General features: G+C 39.4%; 19 protein-coding genes. 6 read left to right on the top strand and 13 right to left on the bottom strand.

The window, feature by feature from the left end; genetic code table 11:
• Positions 1-208 precede the first annotated feature (208 nt).
• The 3 genes from IEV91_RS06170 to IEV91_RS06180 form a co-directional block, all read right to left on the bottom strand.
• A complete protein-coding gene (locus IEV91_RS06170; protein WP_188496671.1) occupies positions 209-862 on the bottom strand; it encodes a LytTR family DNA-binding domain-containing protein in 654 nt (217 codons plus the stop codon).
• Positions 863-1,554: 692 nt separating this feature from the next.
• Complete coding sequence (locus IEV91_RS06175; protein ID WP_229745433.1) at positions 1,555-3,093, bottom strand: C40 family peptidase; 1,539 nt, start codon at positions 3,091-3,093, stop codon at positions 1,555-1,557.
• A gap of 194 nt (positions 3,094-3,287) precedes the next feature.
• Positions 3,288-4,310, bottom strand: a complete 1,023-nt coding sequence (locus IEV91_RS06180) for a DUF1646 family protein (protein ID WP_188496551.1) — start codon at positions 4,308-4,310, stop codon at positions 3,288-3,290.
• A gap of 272 nt (positions 4,311-4,582) precedes the next feature.
• Between IEV91_RS06180 and guaC the strand changes: the two genes are divergently transcribed.
• Positions 4,583-5,566 carry a GMP reductase gene (guaC, locus tag IEV91_RS06185; RefSeq protein ID WP_188496552.1) on the top strand — a complete coding sequence of 328 codons (984 nt, stop codon included), beginning with the start codon at positions 4,583-4,585 and terminating at the stop codon, positions 5,564-5,566.
• 139 nt (positions 5,567-5,705) lie between these two features.
• On the opposite strand, the gene IEV91_RS06190 is transcribed toward guaC, so the two are convergent.
• Both IEV91_RS06190 and poxB read right to left on the bottom strand, forming a co-directional pair.
• Complete coding sequence (locus tag IEV91_RS06190; RefSeq protein WP_188496553.1) at positions 5,706-6,566, bottom strand: methyl-accepting chemotaxis protein; 861 nt, start codon at positions 6,564-6,566, stop codon at positions 5,706-5,708.
• A gap of 266 nt (positions 6,567-6,832) precedes the next feature.
• A complete protein-coding gene (gene poxB, locus IEV91_RS06195) occupies positions 6,833-8,557 on the bottom strand; it encodes a ubiquinone-dependent pyruvate dehydrogenase (RefSeq protein ID WP_188496554.1) in 1,725 nt (574 codons plus the stop codon).
• A gap of 259 nt (positions 8,558-8,816) precedes the next feature.
• Here poxB and IEV91_RS06200 point away from each other — a divergent pair, with 259 nt between their 5' ends.
• Entirely contained in the window at positions 8,817-9,800 is a 984-nt protein-coding gene (locus tag IEV91_RS06200; RefSeq protein WP_188496555.1) for a DUF3231 family protein, read from the top strand.
• A gap of 221 nt (positions 9,801-10,021) precedes the next feature.
• On the opposite strand, the gene sda is transcribed toward IEV91_RS06200, so the two are convergent.
• Positions 10,022-10,165, bottom strand: a complete 144-nt coding sequence (sda, locus tag IEV91_RS06205; RefSeq protein ID WP_188496556.1) for a sporulation histidine kinase inhibitor Sda — start codon at positions 10,163-10,165, stop codon at positions 10,022-10,024.
• A 334-nt stretch (positions 10,166-10,499) separates the two neighbouring features.
• Between sda and IEV91_RS06210 the strand changes: the two genes are divergently transcribed.
• Positions 10,500-10,628: an FbpB family small basic protein gene (locus tag IEV91_RS06210; RefSeq protein WP_188496557.1), complete on the top strand. Its 129-nt coding sequence runs from the start codon at positions 10,500-10,502 to the stop codon at positions 10,626-10,628.
• A gap of 526 nt (positions 10,629-11,154) precedes the next feature.
• A complete protein-coding gene (locus tag IEV91_RS06215; RefSeq protein WP_188496558.1) occupies positions 11,155-11,898 on the top strand; it encodes an MBL fold metallo-hydrolase in 744 nt (247 codons plus the stop codon).
• Positions 11,899-11,937: 39 nt separating this feature from the next.
• Here the strand turns inward: IEV91_RS06215 and IEV91_RS06220 are convergent, their stop codons facing one another.
• From IEV91_RS06220 to metA, 6 genes are all read right to left on the bottom strand, one after another.
• Positions 11,938-12,846 carry a TIGR01777 family oxidoreductase gene (locus IEV91_RS06220; RefSeq protein ID WP_188496559.1) on the bottom strand — a complete coding sequence of 303 codons (909 nt, stop codon included), beginning with the start codon at positions 12,844-12,846 and terminating at the stop codon, positions 11,938-11,940.
• Between the two features lie 333 nt (positions 12,847-13,179).
• Positions 13,180-13,332, bottom strand: a complete 153-nt coding sequence (gene yhfH / locus IEV91_RS21860; RefSeq protein ID WP_188496673.1) for a protein YhfH — start codon at positions 13,330-13,332, stop codon at positions 13,180-13,182.
• Positions 13,333-13,745: 413 nt separating this feature from the next.
• Positions 13,746-14,624 carry a glycoside hydrolase domain-containing protein gene (locus IEV91_RS06230; RefSeq protein WP_188496560.1) on the bottom strand — a complete coding sequence of 293 codons (879 nt, stop codon included), beginning with the start codon at positions 14,622-14,624 and terminating at the stop codon, positions 13,746-13,748.
• Between the two features lie 103 nt (positions 14,625-14,727).
• Complete coding sequence (locus tag IEV91_RS06235) at positions 14,728-15,312, bottom strand: YitT family protein (protein ID WP_229745434.1); 585 nt, start codon at positions 15,310-15,312, stop codon at positions 14,728-14,730.
• Positions 15,313-15,520: 208 nt separating this feature from the next.
• Positions 15,521-16,294 carry an ABC transporter ATP-binding protein gene (locus IEV91_RS06240; RefSeq protein ID WP_188496561.1) on the bottom strand — a complete coding sequence of 258 codons (774 nt, stop codon included), beginning with the start codon at positions 16,292-16,294 and terminating at the stop codon, positions 15,521-15,523.
• 41 nt (positions 16,295-16,335) lie between these two features.
• On the bottom strand, positions 16,336-17,244 hold the full coding sequence (gene metA / locus IEV91_RS06245) for a homoserine O-acetyltransferase MetA (protein ID WP_188496562.1): 909 nt from the start codon (positions 17,242-17,244) through the stop codon (positions 16,336-16,338).
• A 414-nt stretch (positions 17,245-17,658) separates the two neighbouring features.
• On the opposite strand from metA, the gene IEV91_RS06250 reads away from it, so the two are divergent.
• Both IEV91_RS06250 and IEV91_RS06255 read left to right on the top strand, forming a co-directional pair.
• Complete coding sequence (locus IEV91_RS06250) at positions 17,659-18,096, top strand: hypothetical protein (RefSeq protein WP_188496563.1); 438 nt, start codon at positions 17,659-17,661, stop codon at positions 18,094-18,096.
• A gap of 58 nt (positions 18,097-18,154) precedes the next feature.
• On the top strand, positions 18,155-18,988 hold the full coding sequence (locus IEV91_RS06255) for an MBL fold metallo-hydrolase (protein WP_188496564.1): 834 nt from the start codon (positions 18,155-18,157) through the stop codon (positions 18,986-18,988).
• Between the two features lie 255 nt (positions 18,989-19,243).
• Here the strand turns inward: IEV91_RS06255 and IEV91_RS06260 are convergent, their stop codons facing one another.
• Positions 19,244-20,467, bottom strand: coding sequence for a Bcr/CflA family efflux MFS transporter (locus IEV91_RS06260; RefSeq protein ID WP_188496565.1), 1,224 nt, complete (start codon positions 20,465-20,467; stop codon positions 19,244-19,246).
• Positions 20,468-20,659: the final 192 nt, after the last annotated feature.

A 20,659-nucleotide genomic window follows, 5' to 3' on the forward strand; every position in this document is an offset into this window, starting at 1 on the left:
CACCTTGAATACCTACCCTTGTAAAAGAATTTAAAATATTTCACCTCTATTTTAACGTGAAGTGATGACGGGTTTGGTGCTTCAAGATAAAAGACTAAAAAAATGGGATAGAAGCTATAAATTTAAGGATAAAAAAGAATCCTAAGCCACTATCCATACTCCTAGACCTTGGACTCCATAGCTTAAAATATTTATTCCCTGTTTCAATTTAAAAACCTAATACCTTTCTAAAGTAACTCGAATAAGATTGACTGACAGGAATTAACGTACCGTCCTGCATTTTTAACACGAAGGTTGAATGTGTATCAGGATAGATTGTCTGGATGTAATTCACATTGACAATAAAAGAGCGATGACAACGGATAAAGGCTTCCTTTGGTAATAAAAAATCAAATTCATTTAATGTGAATTTGTGTGTGCCGGTCACCTCTTGTCCTACGACATAGGTTCTACGGTCTTTTGCCTCGATGTACAGTAGCTTTTTAAAAGCAAGGGGCATCCACCCATCATTGACTTTAATTGTCACTACAGACAGGGCAGAGGTTAAAGTTGGAAAAACTGCGGTCAGTACCCCTTGAATTTCTTGTGATGGATCTCCTACTGGATAAGGGACGGACATCCCATAATAAGGGACACCAAAAATATCACGATCAATATATTCCGAGATCTTCTGTTTTTGTTGCAAAGCTTTAAATGTAATAGACCCATCAAGTACAGGGTCCCCAGGTTTTATTTTAAGATCAATCCTCTTGCTGGGACGATAATATAGGTACTCCTCAGTATTTGATAGGACAAGTGATGTTTCTTCAGCGAGTAATTCACCGATGCTATCCATTAGTGTTTCGATCCCTAAGCTTTTCATGATTGGACACACTCTTTCTCTCTCAACTATTAACACCAAAGGGATGACAGCTAGACCGTTTACACAAAAGCCACTGAATCCAATTTTATTCGCCATCCCCCCTTCCTTATTATATAGTAAAGGCAAACTTTAAAAACAGCTATTTTCTCTAGCCAAGTAAATCTAAACTCAAAAAAAGGTTGAGACAAAACAAAATAATGAAGACAAATACCGAACCATGCAAGTTCAAAGATTGAGTAGGAAAAGGAGAGTGTAGTCAAAAGACGGAGACTCAAAAAAATTGTGAGAACGATGTTTTTTTGCGAAGATGATTCTCCTCGTTGCTTTCCTTAGTCCTACGGGAACAGCAACCCGCGTGACTTCACGAGTCAACGTCGAGTGGTTTCGAGAAAGCTTACTTCGAAGCAATACTCGTAGACGCAGGAACAGGGGGCTTTTAATCATAAATACTTTGGAGCACGAAAAGATCCACTCCAAAGTGAGCTGAGGCCAATGGACTTTTCATTACTGGTTAAATATCGTTTAACAGCATTTAACTTATCTATAGCTGTAAATTTAGCCACAAGAAAAGCACCTCCAATTGTTAGATGGCGTCTAATAATTGGGGTGCAGTTCAAGGATGTTCGGATTTTTCTTTGAGTGAGAGACTTCAGTCCCAGCCTCTTTAAGGCTATTCTCTCATGACTCTCTTATTAGTACACCCGCTTCGCACCTACGTAATATTTTGACCAATAGGTGTTATCCATGGAGTAAATCGCGATCCCCTTGGAATCTGTTGCGGAAATAAATTGGTTCCCTCCCATGTAAAAACCAACGTGAGAAATGGTCCCGGTTGTATTCACTGCAAAAAACACTAAATCTCCTGGCTGTAAATGTGTTCGTGCCACGGGCGTTCCTTGAGTATAGAGTCCTCCTGATGTGTTGCGGGACATAGTGACGCCATGTTGGTTGAACATGTAATAAACGAAACCGGAACAATCAAATCCTGTGGGTGTCGTCCCTCCCCAAAGATAAGGTACGCCTAAATAGTTGGTTGTATCACTAACGAGTGCTTTTTTTACAATGGCATGGTCAATAGCCTTGATTGTGTTGTCATCAGCCACCCCAGTGACGGGAAGACCATAATTGGTCTGAAAGGTACTTATGGCTTGCTTCGTAGCTGAATCATAAGTCCCAGTCATTGCAGTTACAGCATAATAACCCAGAGCATGGAGGTTATTTTGAACTGCCTGGATTTCAGCTTGAATAGGTGTCGATGATGATGCCTCACTCTTCGGGATGACTAAAGCCTGTCCAACCTGAATAGTATTACTGGTCAATTGATTCGCTTGCTTGAGTTGATCAACAGATAGACCATACTGATGAGCTATGTTCCACAAAGTATCTCCCGAACGGACAACATAACCTTTATTGACAGGAGGTGCTGTTGTATTCGTGGGAGTTGATCCTCCAGACGGGATTTTTAAAATTTGTCCCACAGATATAAGATCAGAGGTTAAATGGTTCGCACTACGCAAGGCTTCTACTGTCGTGCCATATCGCTTTGCAATCACAGATAAACTATCTCCAGAAACAACGCTATAGGTTGAGCCTGATATTGTAGTAGATGAGCCCGAAGAAGGTGCTGCTGCTTGGGTGCCAATGACCATAGGAATAATAAGGGTTTGACCTAATTGTGTGGCATCACTTTTCAAACCATTTGCGGTCTTAATGGCTTCAACTGTTGTTCCATATTTTTTTGCCAAAACCGTTAAATAATCTCCGGTTCCAACAGTATGAAAGGCCATTGGAATGACTAACTTTTGATTTAATATTAGTGTATCTGAAGTCAGATGATTCGCACGTTTGATGTTATCAATGGTGGAACTAAATTGACTTGCAATTTTCCAAAGTGTGTCTCCTGGGACGACATAATAATAAATAGAACTTGACTGAGCCTCATTCTTTGATGCTTTCGTTGTACTTGTAGTCTCTGCTGATGACGTATTTCCGCCCAACAATGAGAAGGAAGTGATCGCTATTCCACCAATCACCACTTTTGCCATAGTAATTCTTATATTGGGGTACCGGTCCATAACCATTTGTCGAGTCGTAGTCAGCAGATTAGCCCTTGCTTTTGACACTCTTCCTAGTTCAACAGCGAACTCAGTCGTAGGATCGTTAAGATAAATAATAAGTTCATATTCCTCTTTTTGATTATTGATTTTTTTTAGCTCATAATCATAGGTCATGCTTTTATTCTCCTCGTCATTTCATATAGTTATGTGTAGTATTCTTCGCCTAAAAAGACAACATTACACCTTTTCCATATAAAAAGAGCCGTTAATCCAGAAAAAAATCTCCTTGCTGCATGCAGTAAGGAGTCCTCGAATGTCTAAGAAACATCGCACTAACTACTTTGTGGGATTAAAGGGTTTTTTTTCGTCTAAAGGATAATCTTAAACATGGATAAGTAAAAGATCATCATAAATATCAAACCTAGTGGAACACCGAATTTTGCCCATTCTAAACTGGTGATTTTTAATTTACCAGCTGAAATTATATTAGGAATATTTCCTGGGATCAGCATCCCTCCACTGATTAAAAGACCAAGTAAAATAGCTTTAAGCGTAATCGGACCCATTGTCCGACTGACTTCGGCTGCTGATAGTGTTGCATTATCCAAAACAGCAGAAATCATATTAATCCAATATAAGAGTGCAGGATTGAGGTTGACAAGAAATGTATTGATAAGCGGTTCAAAACCTTCGCCTAAGAATTCTAGACCCATGACGAAAAAGTAAATCTTCAATGCACGTACAAAAATGTCTTCATACCCTTCCCTTTTGTTTGAGCGTTTGGTTATTTGCATCTGAAAAGTAGGTGGTTTTACCAAGAGCGCAGCCAGAATAGAGAACATAAGAAGTGCAACAAAGACTTCAGGACCAATTAATTGCATTAAAAAAAAGAAATGCTTATGTAATTTACCAACAACTAAAGTCGCGAGCGGTTCTCCAATAGGTGTAAGTGCCGCCCCTAAACCAATAGAAAAACATGACAAGACCACAAAGCGTACCTCTGATCGGCGGTCCATTTTCAATGTGGTCACAATAATAACCATCACAAGTGCCGCAATAATGGCAGTAATGACACTTGATATCAGACCTAAGAACAATACCGAAAAGGCTATAAATAACCTATGCGGGATCAATCTACGGCATCCATTAATGACTCTCTCCAAAGGGGCTTGCAACCACCTGAATAATAAACCCGCTATAAATACTGCTACAGCAATTTTAATAGGATCCTGAGCGGCTTTTGCAAATAAGGCTTCGGTAAATCCACCACTTATGATGATTGTCAGTAAACCCATAAAAAATAAAAAGACTTCAAGATTATTTTCGACAATGTTAACGGTTAAAGGTAGAAATAAGACGAGAAGAAAAACAAAAATTAAGATACTTATCATGTTGTACCGACTCCGTATAAATATTTCCCCTTAAAAATAATTAATCTCTTCACAGTTAAAAGGGAATGATCTATACATATGCAATGAATAGGACAAACTTGCCAAGCTCTTTGGGTTTCTTAATATTGTGGGAAAAATACCATAAATACAAAAATGATAAAATTCACCTCACATATTCTTTGACATCCTTTCCAAAATGATGTACATTACAGAATGTACGAACGTTTAATATTTAAAGCAATTACAATATTCGTCTTTTAGAGGTGTATACCATGGAAAATGTATTTGATTACGAAGATATCCAATTGATTCCTGCGAAATGTGTGGTTAATAGCCGTTCAGAATGTGATACAAGGATTACCTTAGGAGGCAGAACCTTTAGATTACCTGTGGTCCCTGCAAATATGCAGACCATTATAGATGAAAAGATTGCTGTTTTCTTAGCAGAAAATGATTACTTTTATATTATGCATCGCTTTAAACCCGAGCAACGGCTTGCTTTTGTGAAAGACATGAAGGCCAGAGGGTTATTCGCATCGATCAGTGTTGGGGTTAAAGAAGAAGAATATAAATTCATCGAAGCACTCGCGAGTGAAGACCTTGTTCCTGAATTTATTACCATCGATATCGCCCATGGTCATTCCAATGCTGTGATTGAAATGATTCAACATATTAAAAAACAACTTCCTCATAGTTTTGTCATTGCTGGAAATGTCGGAACGCCTGAAGCGGTTAGAGAATTAGAAAATGCTGGTGCTGATGCTACGAAAGTCGGGATTGGACCAGGAAAAGTATGTATTACCAAAATCAAAACGGGCTTCGGTACTGGGGGCTGGCAATTGGCAGCCTTACGGTGGTGTGCCAAAGCAGCGAGTAAACCCATTATTGCTGACGGCGGCATCCGTACCCACGGAGATATCGCAAAGTCGATTAGATTTGGCGCGACAATGGTGATGATTGGTTCACTGTTTGCAGGTCATGAAGAATCTCCAGGGGAAACGATTGAAAAAGACGGAAAACTCCTTAAAGAATATTTTGGTTCGGCTTCTGAATTTCAAAAAGGCGAAAAGAAAAATGTTGAGGGAAAGAAAATGCTTGTTGAGCATAAGGGGTCTCTAGTGGACACTTTGAAGGAAATGGAGCAAGACCTTCAATCTTCTATTTCCTATGCCGGGGGTAACAAGTTAGAAGCCATTCGTAATGTTGACTATGTCATTGTGAAAAACTCTATCTTTAATGGCGATAAAGTTTTCTAATACGAAGGACGTCTGAGACCTTCACACATTCGATGAAGACAAACCAAAAGGCAGAACTTCTCAAAGGTGATCGAGAGGCTCTGCCCTTTCAAGTAAGGGATCCCGTAACGGTTTTCAATGCCTTGAACGCTCACCGTATTTAGTGGGTAACTGTTAAATTTTCCGCTGTAGCCGCAATATGATTATAAGCTTCATTAAGTTCTTCTATAGATGTAGTATTACTCTCTATTTTACTCGTTATTTCTTTAACCTTTTCTATCATTGTAGCTACTGAATATAAAATATTTTTCAGTTGATCAGAAATATTATCTGCCGCCTCTTCGCTCGTTTGTGCTAGGTTTTGAACTTCGTTAGCCACAACTGCAAAACCACGTCCGTGTTCTCCAGCCCTTGCAGCTTCAATAGATGCATTCAACCCTAAAATTTTTGATCTGGCAGCAATTTCTTTTACAAAGGAGGCAATCGATTGTATTTGTTCAATATTCTTTTTAACTCCATCCGATTCCATATTAAGCGCCTCCATATTTTTGGCAATAGTAAGCGAAGCCTCATGAACTTCATTTGTACTGGCCGTCATTTCTTCCACGACAATTCTAAACTCACTTGCGCTTTGTTGTAATACCGTCTCTTGCTCGGTAATATCTGTGGCTATTTTGACGACAGCTTCAACCGTTCCTTCTTCATTGAGGACCGGGGTGTACATTGCATCAAGCCAAAGAGAGCTTCCCGCTTTTGTGATCCGTTCAACCTTGTCGTGAAAAGCAACACCATGACCTAGATTTATCCAGAAGTTTTTATAGTCTGGACTTGAAACGAACGCCTCTGGACATAACTGACGATGATGCATTCCTTCAAGCTCTTCACTTGAATACCCTATTAATTGAGCAAAATTTTGATTCGCAAATAAAATAGTGCCATGAGGATCAAATGTTATGATGGCTAAAGATTGATTCACTGCTTTAAAAAAAATCGACATTTTTGTCTGAAGTTCTGCGACCATTTCCCCTTATCTCCCATCTACTTTTTTCTATCTATATATTGTATCGGTTATTGGTTCCTATTATTTAACAACAAACTTGTGCTTTTGGAAGAAATACTGAATGAAATGTATTTGTTTAAAAATTTTAATCCTGATCCTCCCTCTCCCTTTTGAACAACATTCACTCCACTTCAAGAAGTCACTCCATAATAAATCCCCCTTAATCTTATCTGAGTTACACTCAAGACGATCAAAGGGGATGTTTTGTGACATGATTTTCAATTCTTTTATCTTCTTAAGTTCGTTTTAGCAAGCTCAACTAACTTGCTACCGTCCCCATTAAGGACAGCCTTTAACATCCACAGGGTGAAACCATGTGCTTGTTCGAAGTTAATCTTCGGTGGTAAAGACAGTTCTTGACGGTTCACTAAAACATCTAATAAAACCGGCCCGTTATGCTGGAAAGCTCGTTTAACAGCAACTTCAAGATCAGCGGGATCTTGAACACGTATACCCTCGATACCCATAGCCTGTGCCACTGCAGCTAAATTCGGATTTTCAAGACCTGTTCCAGTTTCTAAATATCCTGCCGCTTTCATCTCGAGTTCCACAAAACTTAAAGCACTATTGTTAAAAACAACGATTTTTACTGGCAAACGGTACTGACGTAGCGTTAATAAATCCCCCATCAACATGGAGAGGCCACCATCACCTGCTAAAGCGATCACTTGCTTTCCCGGGCTTGCACATTGAGCGCCAATTGCTTGGGGCATGGCATTCGCCATCGTCCCATGATTAAAAGAGCCTAATAACCTTCTTTTTCCATTCATCTGCAGATACCGGGCAGCCCATAATGTCGGCGTGCCCACATCACAAGTAAACACTGCATTGTCATCCGCAAGATCACTGATCACTTTTGTAAGATACTGAGGATGGATAGGTCTACGCCCAGGTTTACCAATGGCCATCTCATCAAGACTTTTTCGAACCTTTTTATAGTGAGAGACATATTTGTCAAGATGGTGACTATCATGTTCTTCAGTGAGTAAAGGGAGTAAGGATTCAACAGTATCTTTGACGTCACCACACAGACCTAATGCAAGTGAAGCGCGTCTCCCAAGATGTTCAGGACGAATATCCACTTGTAGAACAGCGGCTTTCTTGGGGAAAAATTGTCGGTAAGGAAAATCAGTACCTAACATTAATAAAACATCACAATCCATCATGGCATGATAGCCAGAGGAATAACCAATGAGTCCTGTTAACCCGACTAAATAAGGATTGTCGTACTCAAGATGCTCCTTCCCTCTCAAAGCGATAACCATTGGAGATTTTAGTTTGTCACAGAGCGCCATTAACTGGTGATGAGCCCCCGCACAACCTGCCCCGCATAATAGGGTGATCTTTTTCCCTTTATTTAAGTATTCTGCTAGCTGTTGCAATTCTGTGTCAGACGGTCTGATTACCGGCTGCGTAACATGAGCGACTTGTTCAGGCACAGTTTCGTCATCAGGTAAGGCGGCGACATCCCCTGGAAGCACTAGAACAGAAACACCCTTTTTGGAAATAGCGTGCTGTAATGCAATAGTGACCATTCGAGGCATTTGTTCTGGCCTCGTAACCACCTCACTAAAATGACTACAATCCCTAAAAAGCTCATCAGGTCGTGTCTGTTGAAAATACTCCCCGCCAATTTCGTTGCTAGGAATGTGAGCTGCAATAGCAAGCACTGGAATCCGGCTACGCTGGCAATCATAGAGTCCATTTATAAGATGCAGATTCCCTGGACCACTGCTTCCTGCACATACTGCAATACTATCGCTTAAAAGTGAATCTGATCCTGCGGCAAACGCTGCAACTTCTTCGTGACGGACCCCGACCCATTCAATTTTCCCAGAACGTCTAATTGAATCTAAAACAGCATTTAGAGAATCCCCTACTATACCATAAATACGCTTTACACCTGCTTGTAATAATGAATCAATAAGTAAATCAGCAATGTTTTGCTTCATTTCTTCCTCCTTAGCCTGTAAGGTTTGGTTAACATGTCCTATTGTAAAAAACCTCCCCCGTAGCAATGGCCAGTTCTCATCACTTCATACATTTACTCTACTCCTATATGCATTCCCTTTTTAAGTATAATTATCCACTACTTAACGTATACAAGGGAACTCTTGTCGCTGCGTATTTTAAAGAATATTTCCTGAAAAAGGCTACATACTATTCTCCATAAATACGTGCATTGCATTTAATGATAAGGAGAGACTCTCAATGCCTAAAAAAATGCGAATGAATGCCGCCGAACTTGGGGCCCTTTGGATGACCTATCACAAAAAGACCATGATACTCCGAATATTAGAATATTTCATAGAAACATCAGATCAACCCAAAGCTAAAAGTCTCATGGCAGGTTTGTGGGAAAAACTTGATAAAAAAGTCACTCAAATAAAAAAAATCATTGAGAATGATGGCGCAACAGTTCCTAGCGGTTTTGCAAAAGACGATGTTAATTTAAAAGCACCTAAACTCTTTGATCATGGCTTTGATATTATGTTTTGTCGGATATTAAAGGAAATCAGTATGGGGATGTATGTTCTCCATTTGACAATAGCCTATCGTCAGGACATCATTGAACTTTACAGGGATCTTACAGAATTAACGCAAACATACTATCAACTCTTTACAGAATACCTGTTAAAAGAAGATCTTCTTGCTCGACCACCGTTTACCATCATGCCGCATTCAACCGATACAATTAATGATCCCCATTATTTAAAAGGGACGAATCTCTTTGGAGATAAGAGACAATTAAATACTGTTGAATTCGGTTACCTTTACCACGGCATTGAGACAAACATAACGGGTATGCAATTAATGACTGGTTTTGCACAATGCTGCAAAGATGAAAAGGTGAAAGATTATTTCATGAAGGGGATGGAACTCTCAAAGCACATCCTGAAGGGAACAACAAACCTGCTTCTTCAAGACAACATCCAAGTCCCCGTAACACCTGGTGGGACCGTTACAAATTCGACGGAATCGCCTTTTTCTGAGAGACTGATGATGTTTTGTACATACTTGTTATGTGGGTTTAGCCTAGGAAGTCAATCTTTTGGAGCTGCTTTTAATTTGCGTAACGACTTGATTCTAAAACAAGGTCTATTCGGTAAAGATGTGTATGAATTCGCAAGAGAAGGCATTAAAATCATGGTATCAAAAGGGTGGTATCCAGAACCACCAAAAATGGATCTTTAATAGGGTTGGATAAAATAAGTCATCACACGTTTTAACAAAAGTGTTACTCATTTTATTAAAAAATGATCCAAAAATTTATTTTAACCGCTTGGTGCATAATGGAGATTATTGGAACACCAGAGGGGTTGTGCAAAGCGACAGAGTATAAGCAAAGGCTTACATACTAAAATAAAATTACTATTTTATGCGTCGAGGCTCCTATCCTTTAAAAAAGTGATGTTTCATACAGTACTGCTTTCAAGCTTACTTCTTAGATTTCTGCTATCAATTTCTTCTTCCAGCATCTGAATAAAATCACTGTCTAGAGCCAAATCCAAAGCTGCAAAGTAAGCTTCGATCAGTTCGTTATCAGAAATCTTTAACACTGAATAAACCTCCTTAGCGATTTAATGGTTGTCGTTTCAAGGGTATCTTTTTCGCTTTGCTGTTTACAAAACCAACAATAACGAAGTCACGATTAAACTCTGTTCTTATTCTAACAAAGAACGCTAACTATAAACAAATAATAATTTTTGAAAGTTAAATTTCAACCCACAAACTGTCTTGAAATAAATAAATCTTCACACATTTTGTTTACCGATAGGCTTTATTGGGTATGCTATAGGTGTACAGCACAATAGGTAAGCTTATCAATATTTGAATCAGGTGCAACACCTGACCTTTTAATAAGTGAAACAATACACATGTGAGGTGAACACGTTGAGAAAGAAAACATCATTTAAAGAACTCGTCGTTAAAAATCGAAGTGAAATTATTAACAACCAACAATTACTCGAAAAAATAGAAGAAAAAATTGACAAGAAACATAACCTAAAGCTTAGTCAATAAGATGATGAGCAGTGCGACTGTTCCTTAACAAACAGAGAGGTGTGAGAGTCCTCTCCTTTTATTACGCATCAAATTGGCTGTTAAATCCGCAACGTCTAGTAGCCAAGTTTCAAAACATGTATCTCATGGGTACATGTTTTTTAATTTTTGCCCCTTGCGCGCTATTGACATAGATCGCAACATTACTAGTCGTCGAATTTCCGCTCCAGGTGCTCGTTTTCTATATGCCTCAAGGAAACAAATATAGCTACTGTGTGTCAACGACACGGAGGATCGCACTACGCAGGAAGTGTTCTGAAACGGATCATCGTATAAGCCCGCAACCACTCTTAAGCTTACAGTAATTATGCTTGGCTGTTGCCAGTGTCATTTACCAAACGAGCGAAGGAAAAAGCAAACTATTGCGGGAGCAAAGCTAGAGAATGCCTATGCTTTCTTCCAAACAACTCACAATATCTTTCACTTGTAATGAACGCCCGACCAGCGTAGAATTTAGCTGAATAACTTTTAGATTTGGAGGATTAGAATGAAAATTGCTAAGGGTGTAGATACTATTGATTTAACGATGAATATGGGTGAGCATGCGATGCAAATTCATCCAACACTTGTTTGGGATGACCAGGATGTTGTTCTAATTGACACTGGGGTTCCAGGCCAACTTGCCGCCATCCAAGCAGAAATGAAGAAAGCTGGCGTTCCTTTTGAAAGACTCAACAAAATTATTATAACCCACCAAGACTTTGACCATATTGGGAGCTTACCAGAAATTTTAGCAGCTGCTGATCATCCGATTGAAGTCTATGCTCATCGTGTTGATAAGCCTTACATAGAAGGAGACAAGCCGCTTATTAAATTCGATGCCGATCAAATGCTCAAACGATTTGAGTCTCTTCCTGAAGCTGAGCGAGAAAAAGCAACTAAACTTTTTGGCAAAGCCCCACAGGCACCGGTCAACACCACTCTTGAAGATAATGAGGAGCTTTCCTTTTGTGGAGGAATAACTGTTATTTATACGCCTGGACACACACCCGGCCACATCAGCCTCTACCTCAATGAAAGCAAAACCCTAATCACAGGAGATGCTTTTGTTTCCAATGATGGGAAAATGCTCGGTCCCAATGTCGCGGTTACACCCGATATGGCCGCTGCAGTAGACTCTCTGAAGAAGTTTCTTAACTTCGATATTGAACAAGTTGTCTGTTACCACGGCGGTTTATGTAAAGAAAATGTTCGCGGTCAACTTGAAGAAATTGCCAATAAAACGTATTAATTTTGCACAAGGCGCTCCAAAAGGGGTGCCCTTTTCCTTTTACAGCAAGTTTTTTAAAGCTGATTCTAGCTGAGGATATTTAAAGACAAACCCTTGATCAAGAATCCGTTTAGGAATAACATGCATCCCCTCAAGAGCCACGCTAGGATCTGTACGCATCACAAGATAGGCTCCTAATTTTACAAACGGAGCTGGTGTAGGAGGAGCCCATCCTTTTTTCATGACTTTCCGCAAGGTTTGCATGAAGATCTTATTTGGCACTGGTTTAGGTGCTGTCATATTGTAAACGCCAATAAACGCTGAATCTTCAAGGCTTTGCATAAATAGTCTCATGAGGTCATCAAGGTGGACCCAACTTATATATTGCTTTCCTGAACCTATTGTTCCTCCAAGGTAAAAACGAGTGAGTTTTTTAAAGGGTTCTAAGGCACCACCCCCATCTCCTAGGACAATGCCAATTCTAAGCATCACTTGGCGGGTTTGTGGGAGATCCATACCAAAAAAGCTTGCTTCCCATTGTTTACAGACTTCCGCAGAAAATCCATTTCCATAAGGCGCGTCTTCATCACAGGGTATCTTAGTATCTCCGAAAATTGCGATCGAACCGGCCTGTACAAAAATTTCAGGGGGATTCTCGCAATTTAAAACGCATTCATGTAGGACATTTACGGAATCCACTCTAGAACGAATGATTTCACTTCTATTTTTTTCATTATAAAGGCAGTTAATACTCTTTCCTGTGAGATTGATTAAAGCGTAACTCCCATTTATAACGTCTATCCAGTGCCCTAAAGTTTGACCATCCCAATGGACATAGTGTATTCCCTTTTCAAAGCGCTCCATTCCCCGTGTTAAAACAACAACAGAATATCCCCCTTCTTTTAAGTATCGAGACAGTGACTGTCCTAAATATCCCGATCCCCCAGCAAGAACAACTGTTTTATCCACATTAACCTCTCCTGAGTACAGAATAGTCCAACAAATATACCTTCTATCTATAATAATAGCATATCAGTTTATGCCCCACCACTCATCCACAGAGAAGTCGTGGATGAGTGTCAATAGGCTCTCCGATCTTGAATTGACTCACTACGTTGGAGTCATCACATCCGAGTGCCAAGCCCAAAGGTATACTCACACCATCGTAAAGATACGGCAGGACTTTATGTGAGGACTATTTCTATTATGCGTGAGTTCTGCGGACTTGGGGCAAGCATTCTGGCGTTAGCATTAACACGTTTACTTTAGACACTATTATTTTTTCATAAGTTTAAGAAAGGCTTAGTTTCTACAAAATTTAGTGATGGTCTGTCTTTGCATGCATTCATTACAAAGATTCGCATAAAACTCATGCTTTTCATGAATGACCTCACCACATTTTGAGCATTGTTTTGGCGGTAGGTTTTTAAAAAACGCCGTACTTTTTTGAATCATAGCCACTCACCTCTCCCTTTATTTTGAGTCCTTTCGTTCCTCTCTCCTCAAACGTTCCCTAAAGACTGATTATTCAAATATTCTTCCCAAACTGAAATGAACCCTTAAAATCTCACCCCGACTGTATAATAACAGTTTATTTATATTTATAATATTATATAACAGAATGTCCAGAGTGTGAATCACTTTTTTAAATTCTTATAGTCTCACAGTAATTCAGAAATGCCTCTTGCATCAGTAATATCTGTATAGTAGCGGAGACTTCTTTCTTGATTCTGTTTTAAAAGTAAGCCTAGATTATTCTTTAGAGCGCCAAGCTTTTGAAGCTTTCTCTTTCATTTACGAAACAATAACGTCCGGAAAAATAAAAAACACCCTAACCGTAGGGGTTAGGGCTTATCAGCACTCGCCATTTACCAAACAAATTCTAGCACTTGACCCGTAAAGAGATCAGTGTCAATATTACATTGCTTTGACTCTATTCCGTACTGCCATGCATAGGTATGATCTTTATTTGGACTTGCTCCGTTAAACTTATCTGGAGCCTTTTCTTTCCCAGTGATGCCTATATTTGGCCCGTTTGTCCACAACATTAAATGTTGTTGAACAGCGTCACTATTATTACTCGCTTTTTTATAAACATCTTTTAAGTTATCATCCTCTAAATCACCATATATTGCCGCTTTATAATTTGAATCTTTTATAGTCTTTGTCCATGCTATTAAAAAGTCTGCATCTACAGGTGTCTTTGGTTCAATATCGGCAACAATAAAGGTTCCCTTTTTGACACCAATTTCTTTTGCTGCTTTAATCGCTTCTTTGGCAATGGATTGCCCTCGGTCTTTTCCGGTTGCGTTCGTGAAATTATTGTAAATAGGCAGGACCTTAACCCCTTTATCGTGCAATAGCTTGACTTCCTCTTTCGTTAACCCCGCATTGATTCCTTCTTTACCAACCAAATATCTTCCTGCAATCTGAGGTTTTCCAAAATTTTTTTCTATACACTGATACGCGGATTTATTAATCGTTTTGGCCGTGTCAATCCCCCACTGAAGCTTAGATACGTCTGTTTTATGATCTTTTTGACTATCACCTTTCTTATGGCCATTGTCTTTCTTATCATCCTTATGCTCCTTTTGGTTATCGCTGTTATGCTCAGTGTTTGGACTGCTTTTATGAGTTGTCTCATTCATTTGATTGAGGGTAAGTGCCACTAAGGTTACTACAATAAGGAGTACTGGAAGGAAGAAGGCGAGAAAAAACTCCCACATTTTTTTCCAATGCTTGTTCATACCCTTTCCTCCTTTTACGGTGATCAGTACTATTGTATTGATCAGATCGGAGGAAAGTGCTTTATTAAGTAAAACTTAACGAATGTCCACACAGCTAAGTGAATTAAGCATTATTCAGGTCAATGATATGACTGGATATCCATTGGCATATAATAGCGAAAATTACAATACGCCAGTCGATAATACATGCAGTAATAACGAAAATTGATAAATTAATCCAAAACATAGTTTTACCAGGAGGAAAATGACGTGTATTCGAAATCATTAGTGCAGGAATGAGCATCCCCCCACTTGAAGCGCCATGTTTAATTAATAACCCGACACCTAATCCAAAGAGAATCGCGCCAAAAAGAAGATCGATGATTAAGGGGTGGGTATGAATGACAAGAGTGCTATTGAGGACATGTATCGTAATAGAGGTGATGGTTACTGCAAACATAGTCCGAACGGTCCAAGCAAGACCAAACCAATAGATGGCAAAGATCAAGAAAGTAAAATTAACTAACCACAGTGACCAGCTGTGGGACAAATGGAAAAGTTGATTAAAAATGATCGCCAGCCCTGCGGCTCCTCCTGATGGAATATGATGAGGAAATAGAAAAAGAGCCATAGCGACTCCCTGTAACATTGCCCCGCTAATAAGAATACCATAACGTGAAAAATTCATGAGAGCGGTGATCTTCAACATGTCCTCGTCTCCTTAAAAAGCTGTACAAGTATCTCCCTTTCTATTATTATTTCATAATGGAAACATTTATGAATCATTCAAGAACGACATTATAAAACGAATGTTGGACTTAACATATATAATCGCGGCAAAAAAAGAAATTCAACCTCACATAAAAAAAAGGATATTTCACTGATGGAAAAAGTGAAATATCTCTACCTTAATCAGATCAAGCAAGTGTTAACCACAAGCGCTCCTGTTGTTGATAGACCTTAATCGGCGTATCAAAAAAATCAGTTAACAGGGTTGAGGTTAAAACCTTCTCTGTCGGCCCTAATTGATACACCTCTCCTTTCTTAAGCATCAACGTGTGTGAAAAGCAAGGAAGGATCTCCTCAACATGGTGCGTCACATAAATTAAAGTCGGTGCCTGTGGTGCTTTTGAAACCTTTTCAATTATCTGCAATAATTGTTCGCGAGCAATGATATCGAGCCCCGTACAAGGTTCGTCTAATATTAATAGCTTCGGTTCAGCCATTAAAGCTCGGGCAATTAATATTCTTTGTCGCTCCCCTTGAGAAAGGGTATCATAACGACGATCTTTAAAAATTTGACAGTTTAATAAAGTCAGAAGTTGTTCAGCCTGCTCTTCAATATCAGTACTTACTTGATCGTATAATCCAATGGTTGCAAATTTTCCACTTATGACAATGTGTTTTGCTGTTTCTTCTCCATGGAGGTGCTGTTGCAGGGAAGAACTGACCCAGCCAATGTCTTTCCTTAACTCTCTTAAATCACACCGACCAAAGGTTTGATCTAACACAGATATCGAGCCTTTTGTGGGCCATATATACCCATTAATCATGTTCAATAGCGTTGTCTTCCCTGACCCATTTAATCCAACAAGGCTCCAATGCTCACCTTGTCGAATCTGCCAAGAAATATCCTTAAGAATCCATTGCTTTTCTCGCTTCCATGATACATTTTCAATATCGACAATCATATAAGTGTCCCCCATCAAATCAGAAAAGTTTTCCCTGCTTCCTAGTCCCACAAATAAGGTGTTTGTTGATAGACATAATAATTGAGCCAATTAGAAAATAATAAATGAGCATGAGAACGCCAACGATTAACAGGTTTGAGATCGGGGTTATCCTCAGGAAAATAATGTTTCGGCAGCTTAGGATTAAGCCCATTCTTTTGATCCCGCAAATATTCTTCCTGAAGAGTATACGAATCGTACTCGAGATGACCTGTCACCATAATATTCTTTTGATCTTTTGACATAATAATAAAGGCACCAGCCTCAGGTGAAACAGAGAGGAGATCTAGACGTTCATCAGCCTCTATTTCTTCTTGTGATACATCTGTATTACGAGAATGAGGCGCTAAAAATTCTTCATCAAACCCTTGAACCAGTTTTACCGTTGGATCACTTACCCCATGAGAAAATATCCCTGCTATTTTTTCAGGCAGCTCGTATTTATTAATCCCATAATGATAGTAAAGAGCCGCTTGCGCTCCCCAGCAAATATGTAGAGTCGACGTGACATGTGTCTTTGACCATTCCATGATTTCGGTTAGCTCAGGCCAATAGTGAACCTTCTCAAAAGGAAAATGTTCTATAGGCGCACCTGTAATAATCATCCCATCATACCGACGGTGCTTTATACGATTATACGTGGAATAGAATTGCTCCAGATGGGACCGGCTGACATGCTTTGATTCATAACTGGAGGTATACAACAATGTCACATTAACCTGAAGCGCTGTATTCCCCAATAAACGTAATAATTGGGTCTCCGTTTTTTCCTTTTGTGGCATTAAATTTAGAATGACAATATTGAGCGGACGTATATCTTGTGACACCGCTCGCTCATCATCCATAAGAAATATATTTTCCTTTTCAAGGATATTCCTTGCAGGTAATAATTTCGGAACATTAATAGGCAAAGGTCATCCCCCTTTTCAAACTTTCCATACCAGATCGTCTTTCAAAAAAATTCAGAATCTTTTGGATGAATAGATTAAAAAAACTCAAATTTTTGCAATTATGTATAGATCCTTTAGTCATTACGAGATCACATGCTCTCTAATCTAACCTCATCCTAGCGCAACAAAAAATAGAGGTCAAAATCCGTATTACTCTTAAACCAAGCCAAGATGATTACCCAACTAATATACCATGAAATTAATCGAATCGTCACTCTTATTTGCCTTTTTCCTTATGTTTCTTAAACTGTATGGTGCTAAGGTATATCTGAATTTGACCAAGCACATCATAAACAAAAAATGTGCCAATGGTAAAAATTCTTTTGTATGTGTCACGAAGACTTTCGTCAATAATTATAAATGGAGGTGTGACGAGTGGGCGATACCATCAATAGCATCAGTCATCATTGGATATTAGGGATTGTAGCTTTTCTCTTTATCCTCTTCATCGCACGTGCCGTTATACGGATGGCTCTTAAAATGGCCTTTATTGCGGCCATCATAGGCGTCATCATGGTCGTTTGTATTGGTCTAACACCTGGCCAAGTGATTGACAAAGGAAAATCAGCATTCATGAGCTCCTCAGACCTTTATCATGAAACCCTTGAACCTCTCATCAAAAGTGAGATCGATCAAGCCGATTATTCTGAGAAGCCAAATGGTGATTATACAATCAAAGCAGAAGATCTTAAAATTCAAGGCAATCCAGAAAAAAAGGAAGTCATCATCAATTTTAAGGGTAAAATGTACACCTTTAGTACCGATGACATTAGTAAAAAAATTAAAGATAAAATTACTAGTATGAATAAGTAATGGGCTATCCATGCTACATAGCATTTTCTTGGTTGGCAATAGATTGGAGGTTTACTCAATGGACAAAGAGCACCGCTTAGAAGAACATCAGCAAGCACCGCCAGTTATACACCCAATAATCGAATTTCCTAAAGACATAGAAAGGATCCCATGTCTTATCGTTAACGCCTATCTAGTAGGAGATCCTGGGGAAAATACTGATTGGATCTTAGTTGATACCGGTCTTGCTAATAGTGCAGATAAGATTCAGGAAGCTGCTTTTCATCGTTTTGGAGATCAACATCCCAAAGCCATCATATTAACCCATGGTCATTTTGATCATATCGGATCACTTGAAGAACTTCTCGATCATTGGCATGTTCCAGTATTTGCTCATGAGTTAGAGCTTCCCTATTTAACAGGACAAAAAGATTACCCCGCTGCTGATCCTACTGTTGGCGGGGGCTTAATGTCCCTTATTTCTCCACTCTATCCACATAGTCGAATAAATTTAGGGAAACGTATTCAACCATTACCTCAGACTGGTCAAGTGCCTTTTATGGACCAATGGCGTTGGCTAGCGACACCTGGGCATTCACCAGGGCATATTTCTTTATGGAGAGAACAAGACCGTACCCTTATTACTGGTGATGCTTTCATTACAGTTGAACAGGAATCAGCACTTTCTGTCATGAGCCAAAACGAAGAGGTCCATGGTCCACCCAAATATTTCACTACAGACTGGAAGGCTGCCGAACAATCAGTCAAGCGATTAAATGAGCTGAACCCGGCCTTTGCCTACACAGGACATGGCCAGCCCATGAAGGGACAACCCCTAACCCAAGGATTAAATCATTTAGCCTCCCAATTTCAGACTCTCGCTGTTCCAGATCACGGACGTTATCTTCATTAAAAAAACGCGTCTTACTTATAGAGTCAAAACATGCCTGCCCCTTGGTTAGGATCTGAAAATCCCAAGACAGCGACTACAGCCCCATTGATTGGAGCAGAGGACGCAAGTTCCCTCGGGTGCAACTACACGCATGACTTCACGAGTAAACTTCACTTTGTTCCGAGAAGCGTACTATAAGGCATCATGGTTAGATGTACAACACAAGAACTTTTATAGCAAAACCCGCTTATATTTTAAAAATGAGGGATCCCCTCCTTAATTTACAGCCCGTTCCGACTGAATCAGCGTTTTTTTCTTCGTTAATGTAAAAAAGGCTATCGTCCCTATAGAAGATGTGCCAAATAAGATTATGCCCATTGGAACAGCTGTTGCTTCATGGAGTCCCACAAGCGGCGAAACAATAGATCCAATGAATAATGGCAGCATGCCCAGTAAAGCACTTGCGCTTCCTGCATGATGTCCTTGGTTTTCCATCGCTAAGGTGAAAGTACTTGTTGTAATCATTCCCATGGTTGTCATGTAAATAAATATCAATATGACTAAAACTGCTAATGGCCCTTTGATCATTGTCATTATCAAAAGAAGCATAGTTGCCAGGACAGCGGTCATAACAGCTGTTCTTAGTAAGCTCCGTTCATGAATAATGCCACCCAACCGGCCTATTATAAAACTTCCCGAAATAATGGCCAGACCATTAATGCCAAACAAAATACTAAAGACTTGGGGTGATACATGATAAATATTTTGATACACAAAAGGGGTCCCTGAAACATAAGCAAAACTTCCCCCATGAACAAAACCAACAGTCAAAGTATAGCCCATAAATGATCGATCTTTTAACAAGCCTCCCATCGTCCGAAATGAAGTACCGATCGAACTTGGGATCCTTCTCTCTTGAGGCAATGTTTCTTTTAACTTAAAAGCGACAAGCGTAACAATCAAAAGACCAAGGAAACTCAAAAAGAAAAATATCGTATGCCAACTCGCAAAAGGTAATAGTAAGAGTGCACCGCCGGTCATCGGTGCAATCATTGGCGCAATCGCATTGATCACCATCAAAAGAGCAAAAAACCTTGTCATTTCTCTACCACTAAAAACATCTCGTACTACGGCTCGAGAAAGAACAAGACCTGCCGAAGCGGTCAAACCTTGTAATAACCTGGCCATGACAAGTATCACAATGTTCGGTGAAAATGCACAGAGCAGTGAAGCTAATACAAATAAAGAAATTGAGACCATCAATGGTTTCCTGCGCCCCTGGCTATCACTGATTGGTCCTACCACCATTTGTCCAACAGCAAATCCGATCAAACAAGCAGTTAAGCTTAGTTGAACGAATGAATCATTTGTTCCTAAATCTGAGACAATATTAGGAAATCTTGGTAAATACATATCGATATTAAGCGGTCCCAATATGCCAAGTGCACTTAAAAGAAAGACCAATCCTAAGCGCTCTTTTCCCGTTGGATTATGTAACATTAATCTAAAGACGCCCTTTCCTTCTTACGATATTATGTTGTTAAACGCATTCATTTTATGGAAAGTAAGAATCTGACCTAGTATAAAACAACATATGCATACTGTAAACTATTAAATAGAAGGTTACTGAATAAAAACTTCTTTACACTCAAATTTGACTCCACAGATACTGCACTATTGCTATAGATTGGG

Source organism: Pullulanibacillus pueri (assembly GCF_014639255.1).
In the GTDB taxonomy this organism is placed as follows: domain Bacteria; phylum Bacillota; class Bacilli; order Bacillales; family Sporolactobacillaceae; genus Pullulanibacillus; species Pullulanibacillus pueri.